Source organism: Pseudomonas sp. AM4(2022) (assembly GCF_036346515.1).
In the GTDB taxonomy this organism is placed as follows: Bacteria; Pseudomonadota; Gammaproteobacteria; order Pseudomonadales; family Pseudomonadaceae; genus Aquipseudomonas; species Aquipseudomonas paracarnis.
On sequence record NZ_JAOTNW010000002.1, the window covers coordinates 37,941 to 60,457 of the forward strand.

Genomic DNA, 22,517 nt, shown 5'->3' on the forward strand with positions numbered 1-22,517 from the left:
CTCAGGCAAACACCTGCAGGCTGCGCGGCGGCAACGCCACCCAGATGTCCTGGGCGCCCAGGCGCGGCATCGCTTCCGGCGCCAGTTCAGCCAACAATGGATGGCCCGGCAATTGTTCCAGCTCAAAGCTCATGCGGCAGCGGTTGCCGAGAAAGGTGATCTCGCGAACCTTGGCCGGGAACAGGTTTTCTTCATGCACCGGCGGGTTGACGCAAATGGCTTCCGGGCGGCAGAACAAGCGGCCGGACTGGGCGACACCCGCGTCCTCAGCCAGGCGCATGTTCAACCCACCCACCTGGGCATGGCTGGCGCTGTTACGGCTGAACGGCAACCAGTTGCCCTGGCCGACAAACTCCGCCACGAACGGCGTGGCCGGGCGGTCGTAGATTTCCTGGGGCGTGGCGTACTGCTCGACCTTGCCGTTGTTCATCACGGCAATGCGGTCGGCCATCAACATGGCTTCGTCCTGATTGTGGGTCACCATCAAGGTGGTGATGCCCAGGCGCCGCTGCAGTTGGCGCAGCTCGGTGCACAGGTGCTCGCGCACGCGGGCATCAAGGGCCGACATCGGCTCATCCAACAGCAATAACGACGGCGCCGGCGCCAGTGCGCGGGCCAGTGCGACGCGTTGTTGCTGGCCGCCGGAGAGTTGGCCGGGGTACTTCTTTTCGCTACCCACCAGGCCCACCAGCTCAAGCATCTGCGCGACCCGCTTGCGCACTTCATCGCGGCCGCTGCCGGTGAGGCCGTAGCCGATGTTCGCTTCAACGCTGAGGTTGGGAAACAACGCATAGGACTGGAACAGGATGCCGTAGTCCCGCGCCTGAGGTGGCAGCAGGGACACGTCCCGCTCGCCCAGATAAAGCTCACCGCTGTCCTGGCGCTCCAGGCCGGCGATGCAGCGCAGCAGTGTGGTCTTGCCGCAGCCAGAAGGGCCCAGCAGGCACACCAGCTCGCCGGCGGCGACGTCCAGGGACACGTTGTCCAGCGCGGTGAACGCGCCAAAGCGTTTCTGGATTGCACGCACTTTCATCGGTGCGCCGGGTTGGGTCAGGGCAGTGTGCATGGTGGCACCTCATCGAACGGATGAAGGCCATGCTAGGGAGGCAATGCGTAGCTGGTGTGGCAGAAAGGCAAAAGGAGGTGATAGTGGTATTGGTGGATTTGTGTAGGACTCAAGGAGATGGGTGACTCATGGTCCGCTATCGCAGGCAAGCCAGCTCCCACACTTGAATAGGTTCACACATCAAAATGTGGGAGCTGGCTTGCCTGCGATGGCCATTTAAAAGCCGCCATCCATGTTCAGAGGGGTGACATTTCCTGAGCCAAGCCAAGGAACGCCGCGGGCAAGCGCGCACCTTTGCGCTCCTTGAGGCAATACAGATACTCCGGAATCTGCGGCGCATTCTCGATGGTCAGCACGCGCAACTGCGGGTCATGGGGCACTTCCTGGCGGGCGATGATGCTGATGCCGATATTGCGCAGTACCGCCTCGCGAATCGACTCACGGCTGCCAATCTCCAACAACGGCCCATACCCCACGCCCGCGCTCTTCAACATCTCTTCCGTCAGCCTGCGGGTGGTGGAGCCCGCTTCACGCATCAGCAAGGTATGCCCGACTAGCGCGCTCAACGGTACGTGATCGAGCTTGGCCAAGGGGTGATTGCGGTGCACCGCCAGCACCAGCGGGTCCGTGCCCAGCACGCGGCGGATCAGACGGGCGTCTTCCAGCAATTGCGATGAGGCCGCGACATCGACGCGGTAATCGTCCAGTGCCTCAAGCACCTGCTGGGAGTTGCCGATTTCCACCGACACGTCCACCTGGGGCAGGCGTTCGCGAAAGGCTTTGACCAGATCGAGGATGTAATATGGCGCCGTCGCCGCAATCCTCAGCGCACCCTGGACCTGGCCGTTGTTGCGCAGGAAAAACTCGATATCCGCTTCCTGCTGCAACAGCGCCTTGACCATCGGCAACAGCCGCGCGCCTTCGTCGCTGACGGTGAGGCGGCGGCCGCCACGGTAGAACAACTCGACGCCGTAGTGGCTTTCCAGGTTGCGAATCTGGGTGGTCACCGTGGGCTGGCTCAAGCCGAGTTTCTTCGCCGCCTGGGTAATGCTACCCAGGCGGGCGACCATGAAAAACGCCTTTAACTCAGCACTCAGCACACCACCCTCTCATCCGCTATTTGCGCACCAGGCGCAGGCCATTGAACACCACCAGCAGGCTCACGCCCATGTCGGCGAAGACCGCCATCCACATGGTCGCCATGCCCATGAACGTGACCGCCAGAAAGATCGCCTTGATCACCAGCGCCAGGGCGATGTTCTGCTTGAGGATACTCGACGTTTGCCGCGACAACCGAATGAAAGCCGGAATCTTGCGCAAATCATCGTCCATCAGCGCCACGTCGGCGGTCTCGATGGCGGTGTCGGTGCCCGCTGCGGCCATGGCAAAGCCGATCTCGGCACGGGCCAGGGCCGGGGCGTCGTTGATACCGTCACCGACCATGCCCACCCGATGGCCCTGGCCGTAGAGGGTTTCGATGGCTTGCAGTTTGTCGGTGGGCAACAGGTCGCCCTGGGCCTGGTCGATGCCGACCTGGGCTGCAATGGCCTGGGCGGTGTGGGTGTTGTCGCCAGTGAGCATCAGGGTCTTGATGCCCAGGTCGTGCAACTGCTGAATGGCTTCGCGGCTGCTCTCCTTGACCGTGTCGGCCACGGCAAACAGCGCCAGCGGGCCGGATTTGTCCAACAGCAACACCACGGACTTGCCTTGTTTTTCCAGGGCGAAGAGTTTCTCTTCCAAGGCCTCGGAACACAGGCCGAGGTCTTCCACCAGGCGGTGGTTACCCAGGTGATAGGTCTGGCCGTTGATATCACCACGCACACCGCGCCCGGCCAGGGCCTCGAAGTTATCCACAGCGTGAGTCGACAGGTTTTTATCCACAGCCGCGTTGGCAATCGCCAGGGACACCGGGTGGTCAGAGCGCGATGCCAAACTGGCCGCCAGGGCCGGCGCGCTGTCTTCGATGTTCGGGAACAGCGGCAGGTAGTCGGTTTGCACCGGTTTGCCGTGGGTGATGGTGCCGGTCTTGTCGAGGGCCAGGTAGTCGAGCTTGTAGCCGCCCTCCAGGTACACGCCGCCTTTGATCAGGATGCCTTTGCGCGCCGCCGCTGCCAGACCGCTGACAATGGTCACCGGGGTGGAGATCACCAAGGCACAAGGGCAGGCCACCACCAGCAGCACGAGGGCGCGGTAGATCCAGTCAAACCACACGCCCGCCATGAACAGCGGCGGAATCACCGCCACACCGAGGGCAAACAGGAAGACGGCCGGGGTGTAGACCTTGGAGAAACTGTCGACAAACCGCTGGGTCGGTGCGCGTGCGCCTTGGGCCTGTTCCACGGCGTGGATGATCCGCGCCAGCGTGGAGTTGTTGGCCGCGGCGGTGACCTTGTACTCCAGGGAACCGGCCTGGTTGATGGTGCCGGCAAACACTTTATCGCCCACGGTTTTCTCAATCGGCAGGCTTTCCCCGGTGATCGGTGCCTGGTCGATGGTGGACTGGCCGGCCGTGACTTCACCGTCGAGGCCGATGCGCTCGCCGGGCTTTACTCGGACAATCGCGCCAAGATCAATGCTTTTGACCTCTTGTTCCAGCCAGGAACCATCGGCCTGGCGTACCGTGGCCTGTTCCGGGGTCATCTGCATCAGGCCGCTGATGGCGTTGCGCGCCCGGTCCAGGGACTTGGCCTCAATCAACTCGGCCACGGTGAACAGGAACATCACCATCGCCGCTTCCGGCCACTGGCCAATCAGGATCGCGCCCGTCACCGCGATGCTCATCAAGGCATTGATATTGAGGTTGAAGTTCTTCAGGGCAATCCAGCCCTTCTTGTAGGTGGTAAGGCCGCCGCTGAGGATCGACACCAACGCCACCAGCGCGATTACCCAGGTGGGCGCCACGCCGGTGAAGTGCAACACCTCGGCCCCCAGGGCACCCACGCCCGACACCGCCAACGGCCACCAATGTTTCTTGGCGGGCGGCGCGGCGGCGGGGCTGCCTTCTTCGATAGGGTCGGCCTGCATGCCGATGGACTTGATTGCCTCAATGATCGGCGCCGTGTTCGGCAGGTCATGGGTGACGCCGAGGATGCGGTTGATCAGGTTGAATTCCAGTTGCTGCACGCCAGCGAGCTTGCCCAGCTTGTTCTGGATCAGCGTCTGCTCGGTAGGGCAGTCCATGGCTTCGATGCGGAAGGTGCTCAGGCGCGAGCCGGCGGTGGGCGCTTCACTCAAGGTCACGATGGCGGGCCCGGCAGCGCCGGAGCAGCAGGAGCCGGAATGGCCGTGGTTATCCACAGGCGTGAGTTTGGCGGGCCCATGGTCGTGTGTATGATCATGGCCGTGGTCATGGCCGTGGTGATGATCGTGATCGTGATCGTGATCGTGATCGTGATCGTGATCGTGATCATGCTTGTGGTCGTGCTTGTGCGGGGTATGAATGGAGTGGCTCATCAGGTCGCGTCCGTAAAGGTGCCTGTTGCCAAGTAAAGACCCTGTAGCCACTATAGGGTCAAGCACCCATTTGGAGATTGCTGCGATGAAGATCGGCGAACTGGCCAAACTCACCGATTGCCCGGTGGAAACCATCCGTTATTACGAGAAGGAAAACCTGCTGCCGCCCCCGGCACGCACCGACGGCAACTACCGCGTGTACACCCAGGCGCACACCGAGCGGCTGACCTTTATCCGCAACTGCCGCAGCCTGGACATGACCCTCGAAGAAATCCGCAGCCTGCTGGGGCTACGCGACAGCCCCCAGGACCAGTGCGAAAGCGTGAATGCGTTGATCGACGAGCATATCCATCATGTGAAAGCGCGGATCGACGGATTGTTGGCCTTGCAGGAACAACTGCTGGACCTGCGCCAACGTTGCGGCGGTGGTAACCAGTGCGGAATCTTGCAGCAGTTGGAAGTCAGCGGCGCGATTGCGGCCAGCGAGGCCGAGCCTTCGCATGTGGGCAGAAGCCACGGCCATTAACTTAGGTGAACACCAAACCCATGTGGGAGCTGGCTTGCCTGCGATAGCGATGGACCAGCGACATTGATGTCGCCTGACACTCCGCCATCGCGGGCAAGCCAGCTCCCACAGTTTCTTACTGCAACAGGCTTTAGATAGCCACGTCGGCCTTGATGCTTGGGTCAGCGTCGTAACCCACGATTTCGAAGTCTTCGAACTTATAGTCGTAGATCGACGCAGGCTTACGCTTGATCACCAGTTCCGGCAGTTTTTTCGGCGTACGCGCCAACTGGGTCTGGATCTGTTCCATGTGGTTGCTGTAGGCGTGGGTGTCGCCCGTGGTGACGATGATCTCGTGAGGGATCAGGTCGCACTGCTGGGCCAGCATGTGGGTCAACAACGCCAGCGCGGCAGTGTTGTACGGCAGGCCCAGGAACACGTCGGAGCTGCGGATATACAACTGCATCGACAGATGGCCGTCATGCACGAACGCCTGGTACAGCAAATGGCAGGGCGGCAGAGCTTGCTTGCCGTTACGCGCGTTCTCCTGCGGGCTCTGGGTTTCGTCCGGCAGGTATTCGACGTTCCAGCCGTGGAACAGGATGCGCCGGCTGTTGGGGTTGGTCTTGAGCGTGTGCACCATGTAGTCGATCTGGTTGATCGTGCCGCCGTCCTTGGTCGGCCAGGCGGTCCACTGCTCGCCGTAGACCGGGCCCAGGTCGCCGTCTTCGGTGGCCCACTCATCCCAAATCTTCACGCCATTTTCGTTGAGCCACTTGATGTTGGTGTTGCCGCTCAACATCCAGATCAGTTCGTTGGCGATGCTTTTGAAGTGCAGCTGCTTGGTGGTCAGCAGCGGGAAGCCGTCGGCCAGGTTATGCCGATACTGACGCGCAAACACAGCCTTGGTGCCGGTGCCCGTGCGGTCGCCCTTGGTCAGGCCATTGGTCACGACGTCCTGCAGCAGTTCGAGATATTGCTTCATGTTTTTACCCGTATCGTTGAAGCCAAGACCTCCTGGTCTTGGCATTCGAATTTAAAGCGCGGCGTTCTTCAGCGGCTGCGGGCGATTGTACGCCCACCACAGCATGCCCAGGCCCGCCAGGATCATCGGCAGGCTAAGCACCTGACCCATGGTCAGCCAGCCCCATGCCAGGTAGCCCAACTGCGCATCCGGTACCCGTACGAATTCGACGATAAAGCGGAAAATCCCGTAGAACAGCGCGAACATGCCCGACACGGCCATGGTTGGGCGTGGCTTGCGCGAGAAGATATACAGAATAAGGAACAGCGCCACACCTTCCAACGCGAACTGGTACAGCTGCGACGGGTGGCGCGGCAGTTGCGCCGGGTCGCTGAACGGCGGGAACACCATCGCCCACGGTACGTCGGTCGGCTTGCCCCACAGCTCGGCGTTGATAAAGTTACCAATGCGCCCGGCGCCCAGGCCGATCGGCACGAAGGGGGCGACGAAGTCCATCAGTTGGAAGAACGACTTGCCATTGCGCCGGCCAAACCACCAGGCGGCGATCATCACGCCGATAAACCCGCCGTGGAACGCCATGCCGCCCTTCCATACTTCGAAGATCAGGGTCGGGTTGGCGAGATACGCAGACAGGTCGTAGAACAGCACATACCCCAGGCGCCCGCCGACGATCACGCCCATCGACATCCAGAACACCATGTCGGAGAGCTTCTCCTTGGTCCAGGTCGGGTCGAAACGGTTCAGGCGCCGGGAAGCCAGCAGCCAGGCACCGCCGATGCCGATCAGGTACATCAACCCGTACCAATGGATTTTCAGCGGACCGATGGCCAGGGCCACCGGGTCGATCTGCGGGTAAGGCAGCATTGCGACTCCTCGTTAAAACATTTAGTCATGACGCACCGGACCATGCCGATGTGCGATTAAGCCTGCGTTACAGCTGCGAGATCAAATTAAGAAGTTCACATACACACCAAACAGCCCGGCATGTTAACGGATCAGAGGTGCGCGGCCCAACTTCGAGACGATGGAACACCGGCGCGTCTGTGGGTAGAGTGGCAAAAACACAAAAGGGGTCACCCGATGTGCCTGATTGTTTTCGCCTGGCGACCGGGCCATGCCCAGCCGTTGATCGTCGCGGCGAACCGCGATGAGTTCTACGCCCGCCCCAGCCTGCCGCTGGCCCAGTGGGCGGATGCGCCCCAGGTCTATGCCGGTCGCGATCAGGAAGCGGGAGGTACGTGGCTTGGGGTGAATGCCGATGGCCGCTTTGCCGCCCTGACCAACATCCGCGACCCGCACCAGCCACCGGCGCGCAGGTCTCGTGGCGAGCTGGTCGCGCGGTTTCTCAGTGGTTCGCTGCCGATTGAGGACTATTTAGCCGATGTGAATGGACGCTCGATTGAATATGCCGGGTTCAACCTGCTGGTGGGCACGCGGGATGAGCTGTGGCACTACAACGCCAACGACACCGAACCGACGCGGTTGAAAGCTGGGGTGTACGGGTTATCCAATGCCGGGCTGGATACGCCCTGGCCGAAGTTGGTGAAAACCAAGGCGGCGTTCAGCGCAGTGCTGGAAAACCCCGAGCCTGAGGCACTGCTGGGAATTCTCAGCGACCCACAGACCGCCCCGTTCGCTGAACTGCCGGACACCGGCGTAGGCCTGGCGACCGAAAGCCTGCTGTCGAGCGTGTTTATCGCCAGCCCCAGTTATGGGACACGGGCGAGCACGGCGCTGATTGTGAATGCCGATGGGACGCGCAGGATACTGGAGCGTAGTTTTGGCCCGCACGGTGGGCGGCTGGGTGAGGTTGAACTGGAAATCTGACGGCGCTTGGACTGGCGTCATCGCAGGCAAGCCAGCTCCCACATTTGGAATGCATTCCACAGGTGGGAGCTGGCTTGCCTGCGATGAAGGCGCCTCGGTTTAGAGGGTTTTGGCCGAGGCCGGGCTGATCATCCGGGTCAACCCCAGGTTTTTCAGCGCCAATTGCAGCGAGCTGTGGATAACTTGCGGGTTATCGATAGTCATCAACTCGGCGAGCAAATCCTTGGCCCTGCTCAATTCCACCTGGCGCAGCATCCACTTCACTTTCGGCAAGTTGGTGGCGTTCATCGACAGGCTGTCAAAGCCCATCGCCATCAGCAGCACCGCCGCGGCCGGGTCGCCGGCCATTTCGCCGCAGATACTCACCGGCTTGCCTTCGGCATGGGCGTCGCGCACCACGTGTTGCAGCGCTTGTAGCACCGCCGGGTGCAGGTAGTCGTAGAGGTCGGCCACCCGTGGGTTGTTACGGTCCACGGCCAGCAGGTACTGGGTCAGGTCGTTGGAGCCCACCGACAGGAAGTCTACCTGCCGCGCTAGTTCCTTGGCCTGGTACACCGCCGCCGGGATTTCGATCATCACGCCAATCGGCGGCATCGGCACATCGGCGCCTTCGTCGCGCACTTCGCCCCAGGCGCGGTGGATCAGGTGCAGGGCTTCTTCCAGTTCATGGGTGCCAGAGATCATCGGCAGCAGGATACGCAGGTTGTTCAAGCCCTCGCTGGCCTTGAGCATGGCGCGGGTCTGGACGAGGAAGATTTCGGGATGGTCGAGGGTAACGCGAATACCGCGCCAGCCAAGGAAGGGGTTGTCTTCCTTGATCGGGAAATAGGACAGTGACTTGTCGCCGCCAATGTCCAGGCTGCGCATCGTCACCGGTAACGGGTGGAAGGCTTGCAGTTGCTCGCGATAAATCGCCAGCTGCTCCTTCTCGCTCGGGAAACGCTGGTTGATCATGAACGGCACTTCGGTGCGGTACAGCCCCACCCCTTCGGCGCCGCGTTGTTGCGCACGGGCTACATCCGCCAGCAGGCCGGTATTGACCAGCAGCGGTACGCGGTGGCCGTCGGGAGTGACACACGGCAGCTCGCGTAGCGAATCCAGGCCCTGGGCCAGTTGCTTCTCTTCTTCCACCACCTCGGCGTATTGCTTGCGCAGCACGTCGCTGGGGTTGGTGAACACCTCGCCGCGATGCCCGTCGACGATCATGTCGATGCCATCGACCTTGGAATACGGCAGGTCCACCAGGCCCATCACCGTCGGGATACCCATGGCCCGGGCCAGGATCGCCACGTGGGAGTTACCCGAACCCAATACCGAAACCAGGCCCACCAGCTTGCCTTCAGGCACTTCGCCAAGCTGGGTGGCGGTCAACTCTTCGCTGACCAGGATGGTGTTATCGGGGAAGACCATGTTGGTGCTGCGGTCTTCCTGCAGGTACGCCAACAGACGGCGCCCCAGGTCGCGCACATCCGATGCGCGCTCGCGCAGGTAGGCGTCGTCCATCATTTCGAAACGGTTGACGTGATCGGTGACCACCTGGCGCAACGCGCCCTGGGCCCACTGGCCGGTCTTGATCACGGTCTTGACTTCGTTACCCAGGGACGCGTCGTCGAGCATCATCTGGTACACGTCAAACAGCGCACGCTCTTCGGGGCGCAGTTGGGTGGCCAGCTTGGTCGACAGGTTGCGCATGTCGGCGCGCACGCCTTCGAGGGCGGTCTTGAACAGTTTGATTTCGGCGTCGATGTCGTGGACGGTCTTGTCCGGCACCACATCGAGGTCGGCTGGCGGCAGCATGACCACCGCAGTACCCACCGCGGCGCCCGGCGAACCCGGTACGCCGACGAACTTGGCTTCCTGGATACCCTTGCCCTGGCGCCCCAGGCCGCGAATCGAGCCAGTGGCTTCGGCATGGGCGATAACCCCGGCCAGTTGCGCGCTCATGGTCACCAGGAAGGCTTCTTCGCCTTCGTCGAACTGGCGACGCTCTTTTTGCTGGATGACCAACACGCCGACAACGCGGCGGTGGTGAATGATCGGTGCGCCAAGGAACGAGGCGTAGCGCTCTTCACCGGTTTCGGCAAAGTAGCGATAACGCGGGTGATCGGCCGCGTTCTCGAGGTTAAGGGGTTCTTCACGCGTCCCCACCAGGCCCACCAGACCTTCATTGGGCGCCATGCTGACCTTGCCGATGGAGCGCTTGTTCAAGCCCTCCGTGGCCATCAGCACAAAACGGTTGGTCTCGGGGTCCAGCAGGTAAACCGAGCAGACCTGGCTGCCCATGGCTTCCTTGACGCGCAACACAATAATCCCCAACGCCGCCTTGAGATCCTTGGCGGAGTTAACTTCCTGGACGATCTTGCGCAGCGTATTGAGCATGGCTCGGGGTCGAACTCCGTCGTCAGTCGCGCGCTAAAAGGCGCGGGGCAAGCTCTTTGAGAGCGCGACGATAAACCTCGCGCTTGAATGTCACCACCTGGCCCAACGGGTACCAATAGCTGACCCAGCGCCAGCCATCGAACTCCGGTTTACCGGTCAAATCCATCCGCACCCGCTGCTCGTTGGAGATCAGGCGCAAAAGAAACCATTTCTGCTTCTGGCCGATGCACAGCGGTTGGCTGTGGGTACGCACCAGGCGTTGCGGCAAACGATAGCGCAACCAGCCACGAGTACAGGCCAGAATTTGCACATCTTCGCGCTCAAGGCCGACTTCTTCGTTCAACTCACGGTACAAGGCGTCTTCAGGGGTTTCGTCGGGGTTGATTCCACCTTGAGGAAACTGCCAGGCATCTTGGTTGATTCGGCGAGCCCATAGCACCTGTCCGGCATCATTCGTCAGAATAATGCCGACATTAGGACGGAAACCATCGGGGTCGATCACGGCAACAACCTCGCAAACGCATGTCGCCGCATTGTTCCACAAAGGTTGTTCCAGCGGCAACGAGGCTTCTTACCTTATGTGCACTCTTGTGAAAAGACCGTATTCTGGGCGCCTTTTTACAGACTTTTCAGCGAGTAACTGCAATGCGCCTGGCTTTATTCGACTTGGACAATACCCTTCTGGGCGGTGACAGCGATCACGCCTGGGGCGATTACCTGTGTGAACGCGGGATTCTCGACGCTGTGGCCTACAAGGCCCGTAACGACGAGTTCTACCAGGACTACCTGGCTGGCCGGCTGGATAACGCCGCCTACTTGAACTTCTGCCTGGAAATCCTCGGCCGCACCGAGATGGCCCAGCTGGACGCGTGGCACAACGACTACATGCGCGACTGCATCGAGCCCATCATGCTCCCCAAGGCCGTTGAACTGCTGGCCAAGCACCGCGCCGCCGGTGACAAGCTGGTGATCATCACCGCTACCAACCGCTTCGTCACCGCGCCGATTGCCGAACGCCTGGGCGTCGAGACCTTGATCGCCACCGAATGCGAAATGGTGGATGGCCGCTACACCGGGCGCAGCACCGACGTGCCGTGCTTTCGCGAGGGCAAGGTGACACGATTGAACCGTTGGTTGGAAGAAACCGGGCACAGCCTGGAAGACAGCTACTTCTACAGCGATTCGATGAATGATTTGCCGTTGCTGGAGCAGGTGACGCACCCGGTGGCGGTGGATCCGGACCCGCATTTGCGCGCTGAGGCTGAAAAACGTGGCTGGCCGGTGATTACACTGCGCAGCTGATAATGCCTTCGCGAGCAAGCCCGCTCCCACACTTGACCGAATTCCAACATAAGAACAGGGTCAAAATGTGGGAGCGGGCTTGCTCGCGAATGAAGCCAACGCGGTTTCAAGCCTTAAACCGGCTTGGCGCCCATAAGCCCTGCAATCGCCACAAACCCCACCAGGCTGACCACCGCCAGCACCAGGGTGAAATTCAGGCTCCCGCCCTCGCCCTTGCGCAGCCGATTGAGCCGCGCCACCAGCCAGAACCAGGCCAGCGCCGCCACGGTGTAGAGGATGCTGGAGCCCAAAATCCAGGTTTGCCCCAATGGCCAGCCGAGCAGGTGCACCAGCCACCAGCCGGTGAACGGCATGCTCACCAGGCAAATGCCCATCAGCAGCCATACAAATGCCCAGGGGCGTTGCACGGTCGCGGCCGGGCCGGCGCTACGTTTACGCCACGCCAATACAGCCAGGCCGAGGCCGCTGAGCAGCAGCAATACGGTGGCGGTGATGTGGATCACCTTGAGGGTGGTCAGCGTTTCCATGGTCTCTATTCCTTATAGGCCGCTCAGTCAGCGTAGTCGCTCAACCGAGGAACAGCTGGTAAGCCGGGTTTTCGCTTTCATCCCAGTAGGGGTAACCGATTTGCGCCAAGGCCGCGGGCACCAGGTGGCGCTCGTCTGCCGGCACTTGCAAGCCCGCCACCACTCGGCCGTCAGCCGCGCCGTGGTTGCGGTAGTGGAACATTGAGATGTTCCAGCGCCCGCCGAGCTTGTGGAGGAAGTTGAACAACGCCCCCGGCCGCTCCGGAAACTCGAAACGAAACACCAGTTCGTCGCTGACTTTGGCCGCATGCCCGCCAACCATATGGCGAATGTGCAACTTGGCCAGTTCGTTCTCGGTGAGGTCCAGCACCGGGAAACCCTGGCTGGTCAGGCTGGCCACCAACGCGCTGCGCGGGTCGTTTTCCGGGTGGGTTTGCACGCCGACGAAAATGTGCGCTTCGCTGCCGGAGTGGTAGCGGTAATTGAATTCGGTGATCTGGCGCTTGCCCACCGCCTCGCAGAAGGCCTTGAAGCTGCCCGGTCGCTCGGGGATGGTCACAGCGATGATGGCCTCACGACCTTCACCCAACTCGGCGCGCTCGGCCACATGGCGCAAACGGTCGAAGTTGACGTTAGCACCCGAGTCGATGGCGACAAAGCTCTGGCCGCTGACGCCACGGGTCTCGACGTACTTTTTGATCCCGGCCACACCCAGCGCACCGGCCGGTTCGGTGATGGAGCGGGTGTCATCGTAGATGTCCTTGATCGCCGCACAGATTTCATCGGTGCTGACGGTGATCACTTCATCCACATAGTCTTTGCAGATGTCGAAGGTATGCTGGCCGATCTGCGCCACCGCCACGCCGTCGGCGAAGATCCCCACAGTCGGCAATACCACACGCTCGCCCGCCGCCATGGCGGCTTGCAGGCAGTTGGAATCGTCCGGTTCCACGCCGATGATCTTGATCTCCGGGCGCAGGTATTTCACATACGCCGCAATCCCGGCGATCAGCCCGCCGCCGCCCACCGGTACGAAAATCGCGTCCAAAGGCCCTGGGTGCTGGCGCAGGATCTCCATCGCCACGGTGCCCTGCCCGGCAATGGTGTGCGGATCATCGTAAGGGTGGATGTACACGTAGCCTTTTTCGTCGACCAGCTTGAGCGAGTAGGCCAGGGCTTCCGGGAAGGAATCACCGTGCAACACCACTTTGCCGCCACGGGAGCGCACGCCTTCGACCTTGATCTCCGGGGTGGTCTTGGGCATCACGATGGTGGCTTTCACCCCCAGCACCTTGGCCGCCAGGGCCAGGCCCTGGGCATGGTTGCCGGCCGACGCGGTGACGACGCCGCGTGCACGTTCTTCGGCACTGAGCTGGGTCAGCTTGTTGTAGGCGCCGCGAATCTTGAACGAGAACACCGGCTGCAAGTCTTCGCGCTTGAGCCAAATCTTGTTACCCAGCCGCTCGGAGAGCTGGCGGGCAGTCTGCAAGGGGGTTTCCACGGCGATGTCGTAAACGCGCGAGGTGAGGATTTTTTTGACGTAGTGTTCAAGCATCGGCAGGCATCTACTTCACGGGTTGGGCAGGGCCAAGGAGTCTAACCCAGCGTTTGGCCGGGCGACCACACGAATCCCGAGGTTTTGTTGGGTTATACTCGCCGCCCTCGTTAATTCCCCGCCCGTTCCGGAGCCCGCATGACCCAGGATCAACTCAAACAGGCAGTGGCCCAGGCCGCTGTCGATTTAATCCTTCCTAAACTCGACGACAAGAGCATCGTCGGTGTCGGCACCGGTTCCACCGCCAACTGCTTTATCGACGCACTGGCCCAGCACAAGGGCGCGTTCGACGGCGCCGTCGCCAGTTCCGAAGCCACCGCTACCCGCCTCAAGGGCCATGGCATTCCGGTGTACGAACTCAACACCGTGAGCGACCTGGAGTTCTACGTCGACGGCGCCGATGAAAGCGACGAACACCTGAACCTGATCAAAGGCGGCGGCGCGGCCCTCACCCGCGAGAAGATTGTCGCGGCCGTGGCCAAGACCTTCATTTGCATCGCCGACGCGAGCAAGCTGGTCCCCGTGCTGGGCACGTTCCCACTGCCGGTAGAAGTCATCCCCATGGCCCGCAGCCACGTGGCCCGCGAGCTGGTGAAGCTGGGCGGCGACCCGGTGTACCGCGAAGGTGTGTTGACCGACAACGGCAACATCATCCTCGACGTGTTCAATATGCAGATCACCAACCCGGTGGAGCTTGAGACGCAGATCAACGCCATTGTGGGCGTGGTCACCAACGGCCTGTTCGCGGCGCGCCCGGCGGATGTATTGCTGCTGGGCACCCCGGAAGGCGTGAAAACCCTCAAAGCTTAAGAGCAAACCGGGCTAGTGTGGGAGCGGGCTTGCTCGCGAATGCGGTGTGTCAGTCACTATTTTTGTTACTGACACACCGCATTCGCGAGCAAGCCCGCTCCCACATTTGTCAGGCGTCGGCTCTAAAGCGATGTAACAAAAACGCTACTTTTCGCAGCACTCCTCGCCAAAACCGTGCGCTCTGTCACGGCATCCCCTGCCCCGCCTGGTATCCAATCCGTTACAAATTACAGCCACGCGACCCACGCGTTTAACAATGCGCCAATTCGCAGCCGCCCAGGGAATGAGGCGCGCATTGTGCAAAGGGTCTGGGCTTGAACGTCCCCCTCACCTCAAGGAAGACCTTGTGATAAAGCCCTTAGCCCTCGCCGTCAGCGTTGCCGGTGCCCTGCTGTCCACGCATACCCAGGCCTACGATTACGGCCAGCATGCCAACACCACCCTGGAAAAACTGATCAACGACTACCCTGGCCGTTATCGCGGCACGGCAAATTTTGCCGGGGCAGCCGACTGGATGCAGAGCCAGATGGGCACGGCCTATAGCATCAGCCGCCAGGACTTCACCTGGAATAACGGCAGCCGGGCTTCGCAAAACGTGGTGGCCTCTGCCGCTGGCACCAAGGCCCAGTACGTGGTGATTGGCGCGCATTTCGATACCTACTTCGGCCGTCCGACCCTGCAAGGCCTGGATGACAACGGTTCCGGCGCCAGCGTGTTGACCGAGGTGGCGAAGAACCTCGGCGGCCTGTCACTGGAAAATGGCCTGCAGGTAGTGGGCTTCGGCGCCGAAGAAGAAGGCCTGCGCGGCTCCCGTGCCTTTGTCGACTCACTCAACACCAGCCAGCGCGCCAACATGCTCGCGATGATCAACCTCGACAGCCTGATCACCGGCGACATGATGTACGCCCACGCCGGCCAGAACAGCACCGCCAACCCGGCGTTGGCCTCCTTGCGTGAGCACACCTTCCAGATCGCCAAGGAGTTGAACATCCCGTTGTTCAGCAACCCCGGCCTCGACCCGCAGTACCCAAAGGGCACCGGCTGCTGCAGCGATGGTGAAGCGTTCGAACCGCTGAATATCCCGATCCTTTATATAGAGGCCACCAACTGGGAACTGGGCGACCTGGACGGCTACACCCAGACCGACAACCCGAAAATCCCCGGCGGCTCGACCTGGCACGATCCGAACGAAGACAACAAAGCCGTGCTGACCGATGCATTCGGCCAGGCGCGCATCGACCAGCGCCTGCGTGACTATTCACGCCTGCTCAGCCGCCTGGTGCTGGAACTGACCAACGCCGACCTGATGGCCTCGACCGCTTCCGGCGGTGCCGTTGCGCGCAATATGCAAGACAACCTGCAGCGCCAGCATCAGGCCCTGGTGCGCCTGCATGATCGCCGTTGGCTGACCCTGCAAGCGGCCAGCCGCGAGGTCGCAAGCTTCGATGGCGAGATCGGCGTGGATGGCGAATACAACCCGGACAGCGGCTTCGACACGGCCCCCAACCCCGAAGCCCGACGCCTGGGTCTGCACGCCCTCGGCGACTACCAACTGACTTCAAGCCTGAATATCGGCGCCAGCCTCAGCTACCTCAATGGGCGCGACAAGCTGGAGCATCGCGGCAAGCTCGACAGCGACACCTGGCAGGCAGCCGTCTATGCGCTGCTCAACGATGGCGGGCCACGCTGGCTGGCCGGTGACCTGAGCGTGGGCCACACGCGCTTCGACTCCAAGCGCAACCTGGTCATCCAGGCCAATGGCGGGCCGATCCTGCTCAACCAGCAACTGACGGGCGACACCGATGCCTTGGCGTTGGGCGCACGGGTACTGGGTGGCTATGACTTTGAGTTTGGCGCGATCAAGAGCGGGCCGTTCGCCGGCCTGGACTACAGCCATTACCGCATCGACAAGTTCCGCGAAAAGCAGAACCTGCGTACGGCCCTGGAGTACGAAGAGCAGTCTTTCGACTCCCTGGAAGCCAGCTTCGGCTGGCGCGTGCGCGGCGCTGTTGCCCTGCCCTATGGCCTGAACCTGATGCCCTACGGCGACATCGCCTGGGTCAAGGAATTGGCCGACGGCCGCCTGGACGACCTGCAACTCACCGCACGCGCCGATGGCCAGGCCCGCACCGCCAGGCTGGGCTCAGTGGACAAGAGCTTTGCTCGCGCACAACTCGGCAGCCAACTGGCGATCACCCCACAGTTGGGCGTGTTTGCCGAGGTCAATGGCCGCCTCGGGCATGCTGAAGGCAGCCAGACCGGTTATTCGCTGGGCGTGCAATGGATGTTCTGATCAGGGTTTCTTGAACACGTAAAACAGGTTCGGCTCGCTGACCATGTACAGCGTGCCGTCGTCATCCATGGCGATCCCTTCGGCCTGGGGCACACGCTTGCTCAGGCCATGGCGCCCTTTAAGCAACGACAGACTGCTTAGAGGGCGACCATCAATATCCAGCTCCAAGACCAGGAACGACTCATCCGACAGCGCCAACAGATGGCCGCTGCGCTCGTCGTATTGCAGGCTCGACAGGTCGCGCACAAACAGCCCGGCATCGCGCTTGGGGTTGTTGATCACATGCACCGAATAGGTTTTTTCCGGCTTGAAATGGGGAAACCCATGCACCTCGTAGATCAGCATGGGGTCGCGCTCCTTGGCCACGAACAGGCGCTTGCCCACCGAGTCGTAGGCCAACCCTTCAAAGCCCTTGTTGCCGCCGACGTGCACGCCCAGGGTCATTTGCTCCGCATCGGCGGCGTCGAGGAACTTCGTGTCGTCATCCACATGCACCTTGATCAAGCGCTGCTGGCGCTCATCACTGATGACGTAGATGTTGTCGCTGATAAATTCCACCGCTTCGGCATCGCCAAAGCCCACCAGGGGAATACGCCGCAGGATCTTGCCCTCCAGCGACAACTCGACCAGTTCGGCGTTTTTATTGGTGACGGTAAATAGGCTTTTGCGCACGGGGTCGTAGGTCAGGGCCGAGACATCGTCGTCGAGCCCTTCGATCACCTGGCCTTCGAGGGTGACGCGATAATCCGCCAGGCCAATGGCGCGCTCATCGGCAGGCTGGTACCACACCCGCCAGTTGAACCAGGCGCGTTCGAACAGACGGAACTGCTGTGCCACCAACCCGGCAGCCACCAGGGCGAGCAGCAGCAGGATGAAAACAACAGGTTTGGGGCGGGCAAATCGGCGCATCGGGGCGGGCTCAGAGAAAAAACTGGCGAATAGATATCAAGGTCACCTGAATTTAAACTTAAACGCACCGGACTGTCTGGCGAATGCCGTTTATAAAGAAAAGTCTGACGTAATTCGTCAGTTATTTCTGCTTTTCAAAACGATAGAACAGGTTTGGCTCACTGACCATGTACAGATTGCCGCTCTCGTCCATGGTCACGCCTTCGGCACGGGGGATCGTGTCTTTCAGGCCATTGAAGCCGCCAAGCAAGGTCATGAAGCTGACTTGCTCGCCCGTTTCATCCAGTTCCAGCAGCAGGTGGGAATCGGCCGACAGCACCAGCAAATGCCCGGTACGTGGGTCGATGGACAGCGCCGAGAGATTGCGCACATCCAATTCGGTGCTGGCCAGTTTTTGCTTGTCGCCGGTCAGCGTATTGCCATCGCTTTTCCAGGTGAACAAGGCCGGCGGGCGCTCTTCGCCCAGAACCAGCTGCTGGTTGCGCTTGTCCCAGGTGACCGCTTCGAAGGCTTTGTTCTGGTCTTTGGACGGGCCCAGGTCATGGCTGGGGAAATCGGCCTTGTTCAGCGCCGTAGTGCCGGCGTCGACCTTGACCACGGTGAGGCTGTGATCGCGTTCATCGACCACCGCCATCAAGCCGTTTTCCATCACCGCCAGGCCTTCCGGGTTGTTCCAGCCGTTGAGCGGCATTTTGCGCAATACATCGCCTTGCAGGCTCAGTTCGACCAGGAAGGGGTTCTTGCCCATCACCGAAAACAGGGTTTTGGTCTGCGGGTTATAGGACAGGTCTGATGCCTCATCCTTCTCCATACCGGGCAGCAACTTGGCGTCGATCACCGCGTGATAGTCCGGCAGCCACACACTTTCCCGGCGTTCGGCAGAACTTTCGAAACGCTCCAGCACCCACAGCAGACCGCGATCGTCCCAGTGCATGGCCCAGGCGACGCCATACAAAATGGCACCGGCCAAAAATACCCAGGAATACCAGCGCATGGACAAGCGGGAGCGGAGCGAGGTTTTCGAAGTGGGCAGAGGTACGACCATTGAGCGCTTTTCCGGAAAGTCAGCTGTAGGGGATAGCACAGGATTCAAGGACCCGCGCGCAAGAGCAGGAAATTATCCGGATGGAGTGTGAAAAAAATGCAAAAGCGAGAATTCAGGATGTAATGAAGATCCAATGTGGGAGCGGGCTTGCTCGCGAATGCGGTGGTCCAGTCGTTGATGCATTGACTGACACTGCGCATTCGCGAGCAAGCCCGCTCCCACAGTTTGATCGTAGTTTGCCTGCTACTTAGCGCACGACGCTTTCGAAACGGTTCACACCCGCCAGCTCCAACACCACTTCATCGCCCACATTCAACGGGCCAACGCCTGCCGGGGTGCCGGTCAGGATCACGTCGCCCGCTTGCAGGGAAAAGCAGCCCGCCATGTACTGAATCATCGGCACAATCGGGTTGAGCATCTGCGCGCTGTTGCCGTCCTGGCGCACTTCGCCGTTGATGCTCAGGCGAATGCCGATATCGGTCACGTCTGCAAAGGTACTGCTGACCACGAAGGGGGCAATCACCGCCGCGCCATCGAACGACTTGGCGATTTCCCACGGCAGGCCCTTGGCTTTGAGCTCGGCCTGTTTGTCGCGCAGGGTCAGGTCCAGGGCCGGGGCGAAGCCGGAGATGGCGTCCAGCACTTCTTCCCGGCTCGGCTTGGCGGACAAAGGCTTGCCGATCAACACGGCGATTTCCGCTTCGTAGTGCACCGAGCCACGCTCGGTCGGAATGGCAAAGCCGCCTTCCAACGGCACCACGCAGCTGCCCGGCTTGATGAACAGTAACGGCTCGGTGGGCACCGGGTTGTCCAGTTCCTTGGCGTGTTCGGCGTAGTTACGCCCGATGCACACCACTTTACCCACCGGGAAGTGGATGTTGGTGCCGTCGACATACTTGTGCTGGTAGCTCATGGAACGACTCCTTCAGGTGCGATTAAACAGCGAAGATCTTGCCGGGGTTCATGATCCCGTTAGGGTCGAACACCGCTTTGACGGCCTTCATGTATTCGATTTCAACCGGTGAACGGCTGTACGTCAGGTAATCGCGCTTGGTCATGCCCACGCCGTGCTCGGCGGAAATCGAGCCGTTGTACTTGGCGACGGTCTCGAATACCCACTTGTTCACGGTGGCGCACTTGGCAAAGAACTCGTCTTTGCTCAGGTTTTCCGGCTTGAGGATGTTCAGGTGCAGGTTGCCGTCACCGATATGGCCGAACCAGACAATTTCGAAGTCCGGGTAGTGTTCGCCGACAATCGCGTCAATTTCGCTCAGGAACGCCGGCACTTTCGAGACGGTCACCGAGATGTCGTTCTTGTACGGCGTCCAGTGGGAAATGGTTTCGGAGATGTACTCGCGCAGTTTCCACAGGTTGTGCAGCTGGGTTTCGCTCTGGCTCATCACGCCATCCAGCACCCAGCCCTGCTCCACGCAATGTTCGAACGTTTCCAGGGCGTGGTTGGCGACTTCTTCGGTGGTGGCTTCGAATTCCAGCAGAGCGTAGAACGGGCACTCGGTTTCGAACGGCGCCGGCACGTCGCCACGACCAAGGACTTTGGCCAGGGCCTTGTCGGAGAAGAATTCGAAGGCGGTCAGGTCCAGCTTGCTCTGGAAGGCATGCAGCACCGGCATGATCGAGTCGAAATCAGTCGTGCCGAGCACCATTGCCGTGAGGTTCTTTGGCGCACGGTCCAGGCGCATGGTGGCTTCGACCACAAAGCCCAGGGTGCCCTCGGCGCCGATAAACAGCTGGCGCATGTCGTAGCCGGTGGCGTTCTTGATCAGGTCGCGGTTCAGCTCCAGCACATCGCCTTTGCCGGTGACGACCTTCATGCCGGCCACCCAGTTGCGGGTCATACCGTAGCGAATTACTTTGATCCCGCCGGCATTGGTGCCGATATTGCCGCCAATCTGGCTGGAACCGGACGAGGCGAAGTCCACCGGATAATACAGGCCGTTTTCTTCAGCGACGTTCTGCAGTTGCTTGGTGACCACACCCGGCTGGCACACGGCGGTGCGGTCGGTGAGGTTCACGTCGAGGATCTGGTTCATATAGTCGAACGACACCACCACTTCGCCATTGGCGGCAACGGCAGCAGCCGACAGACCGGTGCGCCCGCCCGATGGCACCAGCGCCACCTTGTGCTCATTGGCCCAACGCACGATGGCCTGTACCTGCTCGGTGGTCTTGGGGAACACGATGGCGCTAGGTGCGGGTGCGAAGTGCTTGGTCCAATCCTTGCCGTAAGCCTCCAGGGAGTCGGCGTCGGTCAGCACTTTGCCGGGCTCAACCAGGGTCTTTAGCTCATCAATCAGGGCAGGATGGGTCATCGACAGAACTCTCGAACAATTCATGGTCATCCTGAGAACGCTTCACGTCGCAGGAATAGGTGTTTAGCGGGGTGCGTATGCTAGCATACCGCCCCCGCAGGACAGACCCAAAGGGCGTTTCTGCGGTGACGGCTTTCCTGCCGTCCGGGTCAGCTTGCGCTGCTCGACTCCCTGCCAATTTTCTCCGGGATACAGGTTTACGCAGATGAGCAAGACTTCTCTCGATAAGAGCAAGATCAAGTTCCTTCTTCTGGAAGGCGTCCACCCATCGGCTGTCGACGTTCTGAAAGCCGCCGGGTACACCAGCATTGAGTACATCACCAGTTCTCTGCCGGAAGCCCAGCTCAAGGAAAAGATCGCCGACGCGCACTTTATCGGCATTCGCTCCCGCACTCAGCTGACCGAAGAGATCTTCGACCACGCCAAGAAACTCGTGGCTGTCGGCTGTTTCTGCATCGGCACCAACCAGGTCGACCTCAATGCAGCGCGCGAGCGCGGCATCGCGGTGTTCAACGCACCGTACTCCAACACCCGTTCCGTTGCGGAGCTGGTGCTGGCCGAGGCCATCCTGCTGCTGCGCGGTATCCCTGAGAAGAACGCTTCCTGCCACCGTGGCGGCTGGATCAAGAGCGCGGCCAACTCCTTCGAAATCCGCGGCAAGAAGCTGGGCATCGTCGGCTACGGCTCGATCGGCACGCAACTGTCGGTGTTGGCTGAAGGCCTGGGCATGCAGGTGTTCTTCTACGACACCCTGACCAAGCTGCCGTTGGGCAACGCCACCCAAGTGGCCAGCCTGACCGAGCTGCTGGGCATGTCCGACATCGTCACCCTGCACGTTCCGGAAACGGCCGAGACTCAGTGGATGATCGGTGAGAAGGAAATCCGCGCGATCAAGAAAGGCGGGATCCTGATCAACGCCGCTCGCGGCACCGTGGTCGAGCTGGATGCCCTGGCCGACGCGATCAAGGACAAGCACCTGATCGGCGCTGCCATCGACGTGTTCCCGGTGGAGCCACGCTCCAACGATGACATCTTCGAAAGCCCGCTACGTGGCCTGGACAACGTGATCCTGACCCCGCACATCGGCGGTTCCACCGCTGAAGCCCAAGCCAACATCGGCCTGGAAGTCTCGGAAAAACTGGTCAAGTACAGCGACAACGGTACCTCGGTATCGTCGGTCAACTTCCCGGAAGTGGCCCTGCCGGCTCACCCGGGCAAGCACCGTCTGCTGCACATCCACCAGAACATCCCTGGCGTGATGATGGAGATCAACAAGGTCTTCGCGGAAAACGGCATCAACATCTCCGGTCAGTTCCTGCAGACCAACGAGAAGGTCGGCTACGTGGTGATCGACGTCGACGCCGAGTACTCGGACCTGGCGCAAGAGAAGCTGCAGCACATCAACGGCACTATTCGTAGCCGCGTGCTTTTCTAGTAGGCGCGAGCTTGCTCGCGAAGAACGTCAACGATGACGCGTTTAACCTGTTTAAACGCGGCGCCCTTGGGATTTTCGCGAGCAAGCTCGCTCCTA

The 22,517-nt window shown here is 61.0% G+C and carries 19 protein-coding genes; 6 read left to right on the top strand and 13 right to left on the bottom strand.

The window, feature by feature from the left end:
* Position 1 precedes the first annotated feature (1 nt).
* From ODQ19_RS02490 to ODQ19_RS02500, 3 genes are all read right to left on the bottom strand, one after another.
* The gene (locus ODQ19_RS02490) at positions 2-1,066 is read right to left on the bottom strand and encodes a putative 2-aminoethylphosphonate ABC transporter ATP-binding protein (RefSeq protein WP_003195180.1); all 1,065 of its coding nucleotides are present in this window, start codon (positions 1,064-1,066) and stop codon (positions 2-4) included.
* Positions 1,067-1,302: 236 nt separating this feature from the next.
* Positions 1,303-2,166, bottom strand: coding sequence for a LysR family transcriptional regulator (locus ODQ19_RS02495; protein ID WP_330209261.1), 864 nt, complete (start codon positions 2,164-2,166; stop codon positions 1,303-1,305).
* Positions 2,167-2,182: 16 nt separating this feature from the next.
* Positions 2,183-4,519, bottom strand: coding sequence for a heavy metal translocating P-type ATPase (locus ODQ19_RS02500; RefSeq protein ID WP_330209262.1), 2,337 nt, complete (start codon positions 4,517-4,519; stop codon positions 2,183-2,185).
* An 85-nt stretch (positions 4,520-4,604) separates the two neighbouring features.
* On the opposite strand from ODQ19_RS02500, the gene cadR reads away from it, so the two are divergent.
* Positions 4,605-5,045, top strand: coding sequence for a Cd(II)/Pb(II)-responsive transcriptional regulator (cadR, locus tag ODQ19_RS02505; protein WP_020301838.1), 441 nt, complete (start codon positions 4,605-4,607; stop codon positions 5,043-5,045).
* A 130-nt stretch (positions 5,046-5,175) separates the two neighbouring features.
* Here the strand turns inward: cadR and ODQ19_RS02510 are convergent, their stop codons facing one another.
* Together ODQ19_RS02510 and lgt are read right to left on the bottom strand one after the other, a co-directional pair.
* On the bottom strand, positions 5,176-6,009 hold the full coding sequence (locus ODQ19_RS02510; RefSeq protein ID WP_330209263.1) for a thymidylate synthase: 834 nt from the start codon (positions 6,007-6,009) through the stop codon (positions 5,176-5,178).
* 51 nt (positions 6,010-6,060) lie between these two features.
* Complete coding sequence (gene lgt, locus ODQ19_RS02515) at positions 6,061-6,873, bottom strand: prolipoprotein diacylglyceryl transferase (protein WP_003195189.1); 813 nt, start codon at positions 6,871-6,873, stop codon at positions 6,061-6,063.
* Between the two features lie 216 nt (positions 6,874-7,089).
* Between lgt and ODQ19_RS02520 the strand changes: the two genes are divergently transcribed.
* A complete protein-coding gene (locus tag ODQ19_RS02520) occupies positions 7,090-7,836 on the top strand; it encodes an NRDE family protein (protein WP_330209264.1) in 747 nt (248 codons plus the stop codon).
* A gap of 99 nt (positions 7,837-7,935) precedes the next feature.
* Here ODQ19_RS02520 and ptsP read toward each other — a convergent pair whose 3' ends face one another.
* Both ptsP and ODQ19_RS02530 read right to left on the bottom strand, forming a co-directional pair.
* Positions 7,936-10,215, bottom strand: coding sequence for a phosphoenolpyruvate--protein phosphotransferase (gene ptsP / locus ODQ19_RS02525; protein WP_330209265.1), 2,280 nt, complete (start codon positions 10,213-10,215; stop codon positions 7,936-7,938).
* A 22-nt stretch (positions 10,216-10,237) separates the two neighbouring features.
* Entirely contained in the window at positions 10,238-10,717 is a 480-nt protein-coding gene (locus tag ODQ19_RS02530) for an RNA pyrophosphohydrolase (protein WP_003176750.1), read from the bottom strand.
* Positions 10,718-10,860: 143 nt separating this feature from the next.
* Between ODQ19_RS02530 and ODQ19_RS02535 the strand changes: the two genes are divergently transcribed.
* Positions 10,861-11,517: an HAD family hydrolase gene (locus ODQ19_RS02535; protein WP_330209266.1), complete on the top strand. Its 657-nt coding sequence runs from the start codon at positions 10,861-10,863 to the stop codon at positions 11,515-11,517.
* 113 nt (positions 11,518-11,630) lie between these two features.
* Here the strand turns inward: ODQ19_RS02535 and ODQ19_RS02540 are convergent, their stop codons facing one another.
* Together ODQ19_RS02540 and ilvA are read right to left on the bottom strand one after the other, a co-directional pair.
* Complete coding sequence (locus tag ODQ19_RS02540; RefSeq protein WP_014720366.1) at positions 11,631-12,044, bottom strand: DUF2269 family protein; 414 nt, start codon at positions 12,042-12,044, stop codon at positions 11,631-11,633.
* 40 nt (positions 12,045-12,084) lie between these two features.
* On the bottom strand, positions 12,085-13,599 hold the full coding sequence (gene ilvA / locus ODQ19_RS02545) for a threonine ammonia-lyase, biosynthetic (RefSeq protein WP_003195199.1): 1,515 nt from the start codon (positions 13,597-13,599) through the stop codon (positions 12,085-12,087).
* A gap of 138 nt (positions 13,600-13,737) precedes the next feature.
* Between ilvA and rpiA the strand changes: the two genes are divergently transcribed.
* Together rpiA and ODQ19_RS02555 are read left to right on the top strand one after the other, a co-directional pair.
* A complete protein-coding gene (gene rpiA / locus ODQ19_RS02550) occupies positions 13,738-14,409 on the top strand; it encodes a ribose-5-phosphate isomerase RpiA (protein WP_330209267.1) in 672 nt (223 codons plus the stop codon).
* Between the two features lie 346 nt (positions 14,410-14,755).
* A complete protein-coding gene (locus ODQ19_RS02555) occupies positions 14,756-16,702 on the top strand; it encodes an autotransporter domain-containing protein (protein ID WP_330209268.1) in 1,947 nt (648 codons plus the stop codon).
* Here ODQ19_RS02555 and ODQ19_RS02560 read toward each other — a convergent pair whose 3' ends face one another.
* From ODQ19_RS02560 to ODQ19_RS02575, 4 genes are all read right to left on the bottom strand, one after another.
* A complete protein-coding gene (locus tag ODQ19_RS02560) occupies positions 16,703-17,611 on the bottom strand; it encodes an SdiA-regulated domain-containing protein (RefSeq protein WP_330209269.1) in 909 nt (302 codons plus the stop codon). It lies immediately after the preceding gene.
* A 121-nt stretch (positions 17,612-17,732) separates the two neighbouring features.
* Complete coding sequence (locus ODQ19_RS02565; protein WP_330209270.1) at positions 17,733-18,656, bottom strand: SdiA-regulated domain-containing protein; 924 nt, start codon at positions 18,654-18,656, stop codon at positions 17,733-17,735.
* A 247-nt stretch (positions 18,657-18,903) separates the two neighbouring features.
* Positions 18,904-19,569 (bottom strand): fumarylacetoacetate hydrolase family protein, encoded by a 666-nt coding sequence (locus tag ODQ19_RS02570; RefSeq protein WP_034128983.1) that lies wholly within the window; start codon positions 19,567-19,569, stop codon positions 18,904-18,906.
* Positions 19,570-19,591: 22 nt separating this feature from the next.
* On the bottom strand, positions 19,592-20,986 hold the full coding sequence (locus tag ODQ19_RS02575) for an FAD-binding oxidoreductase (protein ID WP_005792341.1): 1,395 nt from the start codon (positions 20,984-20,986) through the stop codon (positions 19,592-19,594).
* A gap of 205 nt (positions 20,987-21,191) precedes the next feature.
* Here ODQ19_RS02575 and serA point away from each other — a divergent pair, with 205 nt between their 5' ends.
* Positions 21,192-22,421 carry a phosphoglycerate dehydrogenase gene (serA, locus tag ODQ19_RS02580; RefSeq protein ID WP_003195214.1) on the top strand — a complete coding sequence of 410 codons (1,230 nt, stop codon included), beginning with the start codon at positions 21,192-21,194 and terminating at the stop codon, positions 22,419-22,421.
* Positions 22,422-22,517: the final 96 nt, after the last annotated feature.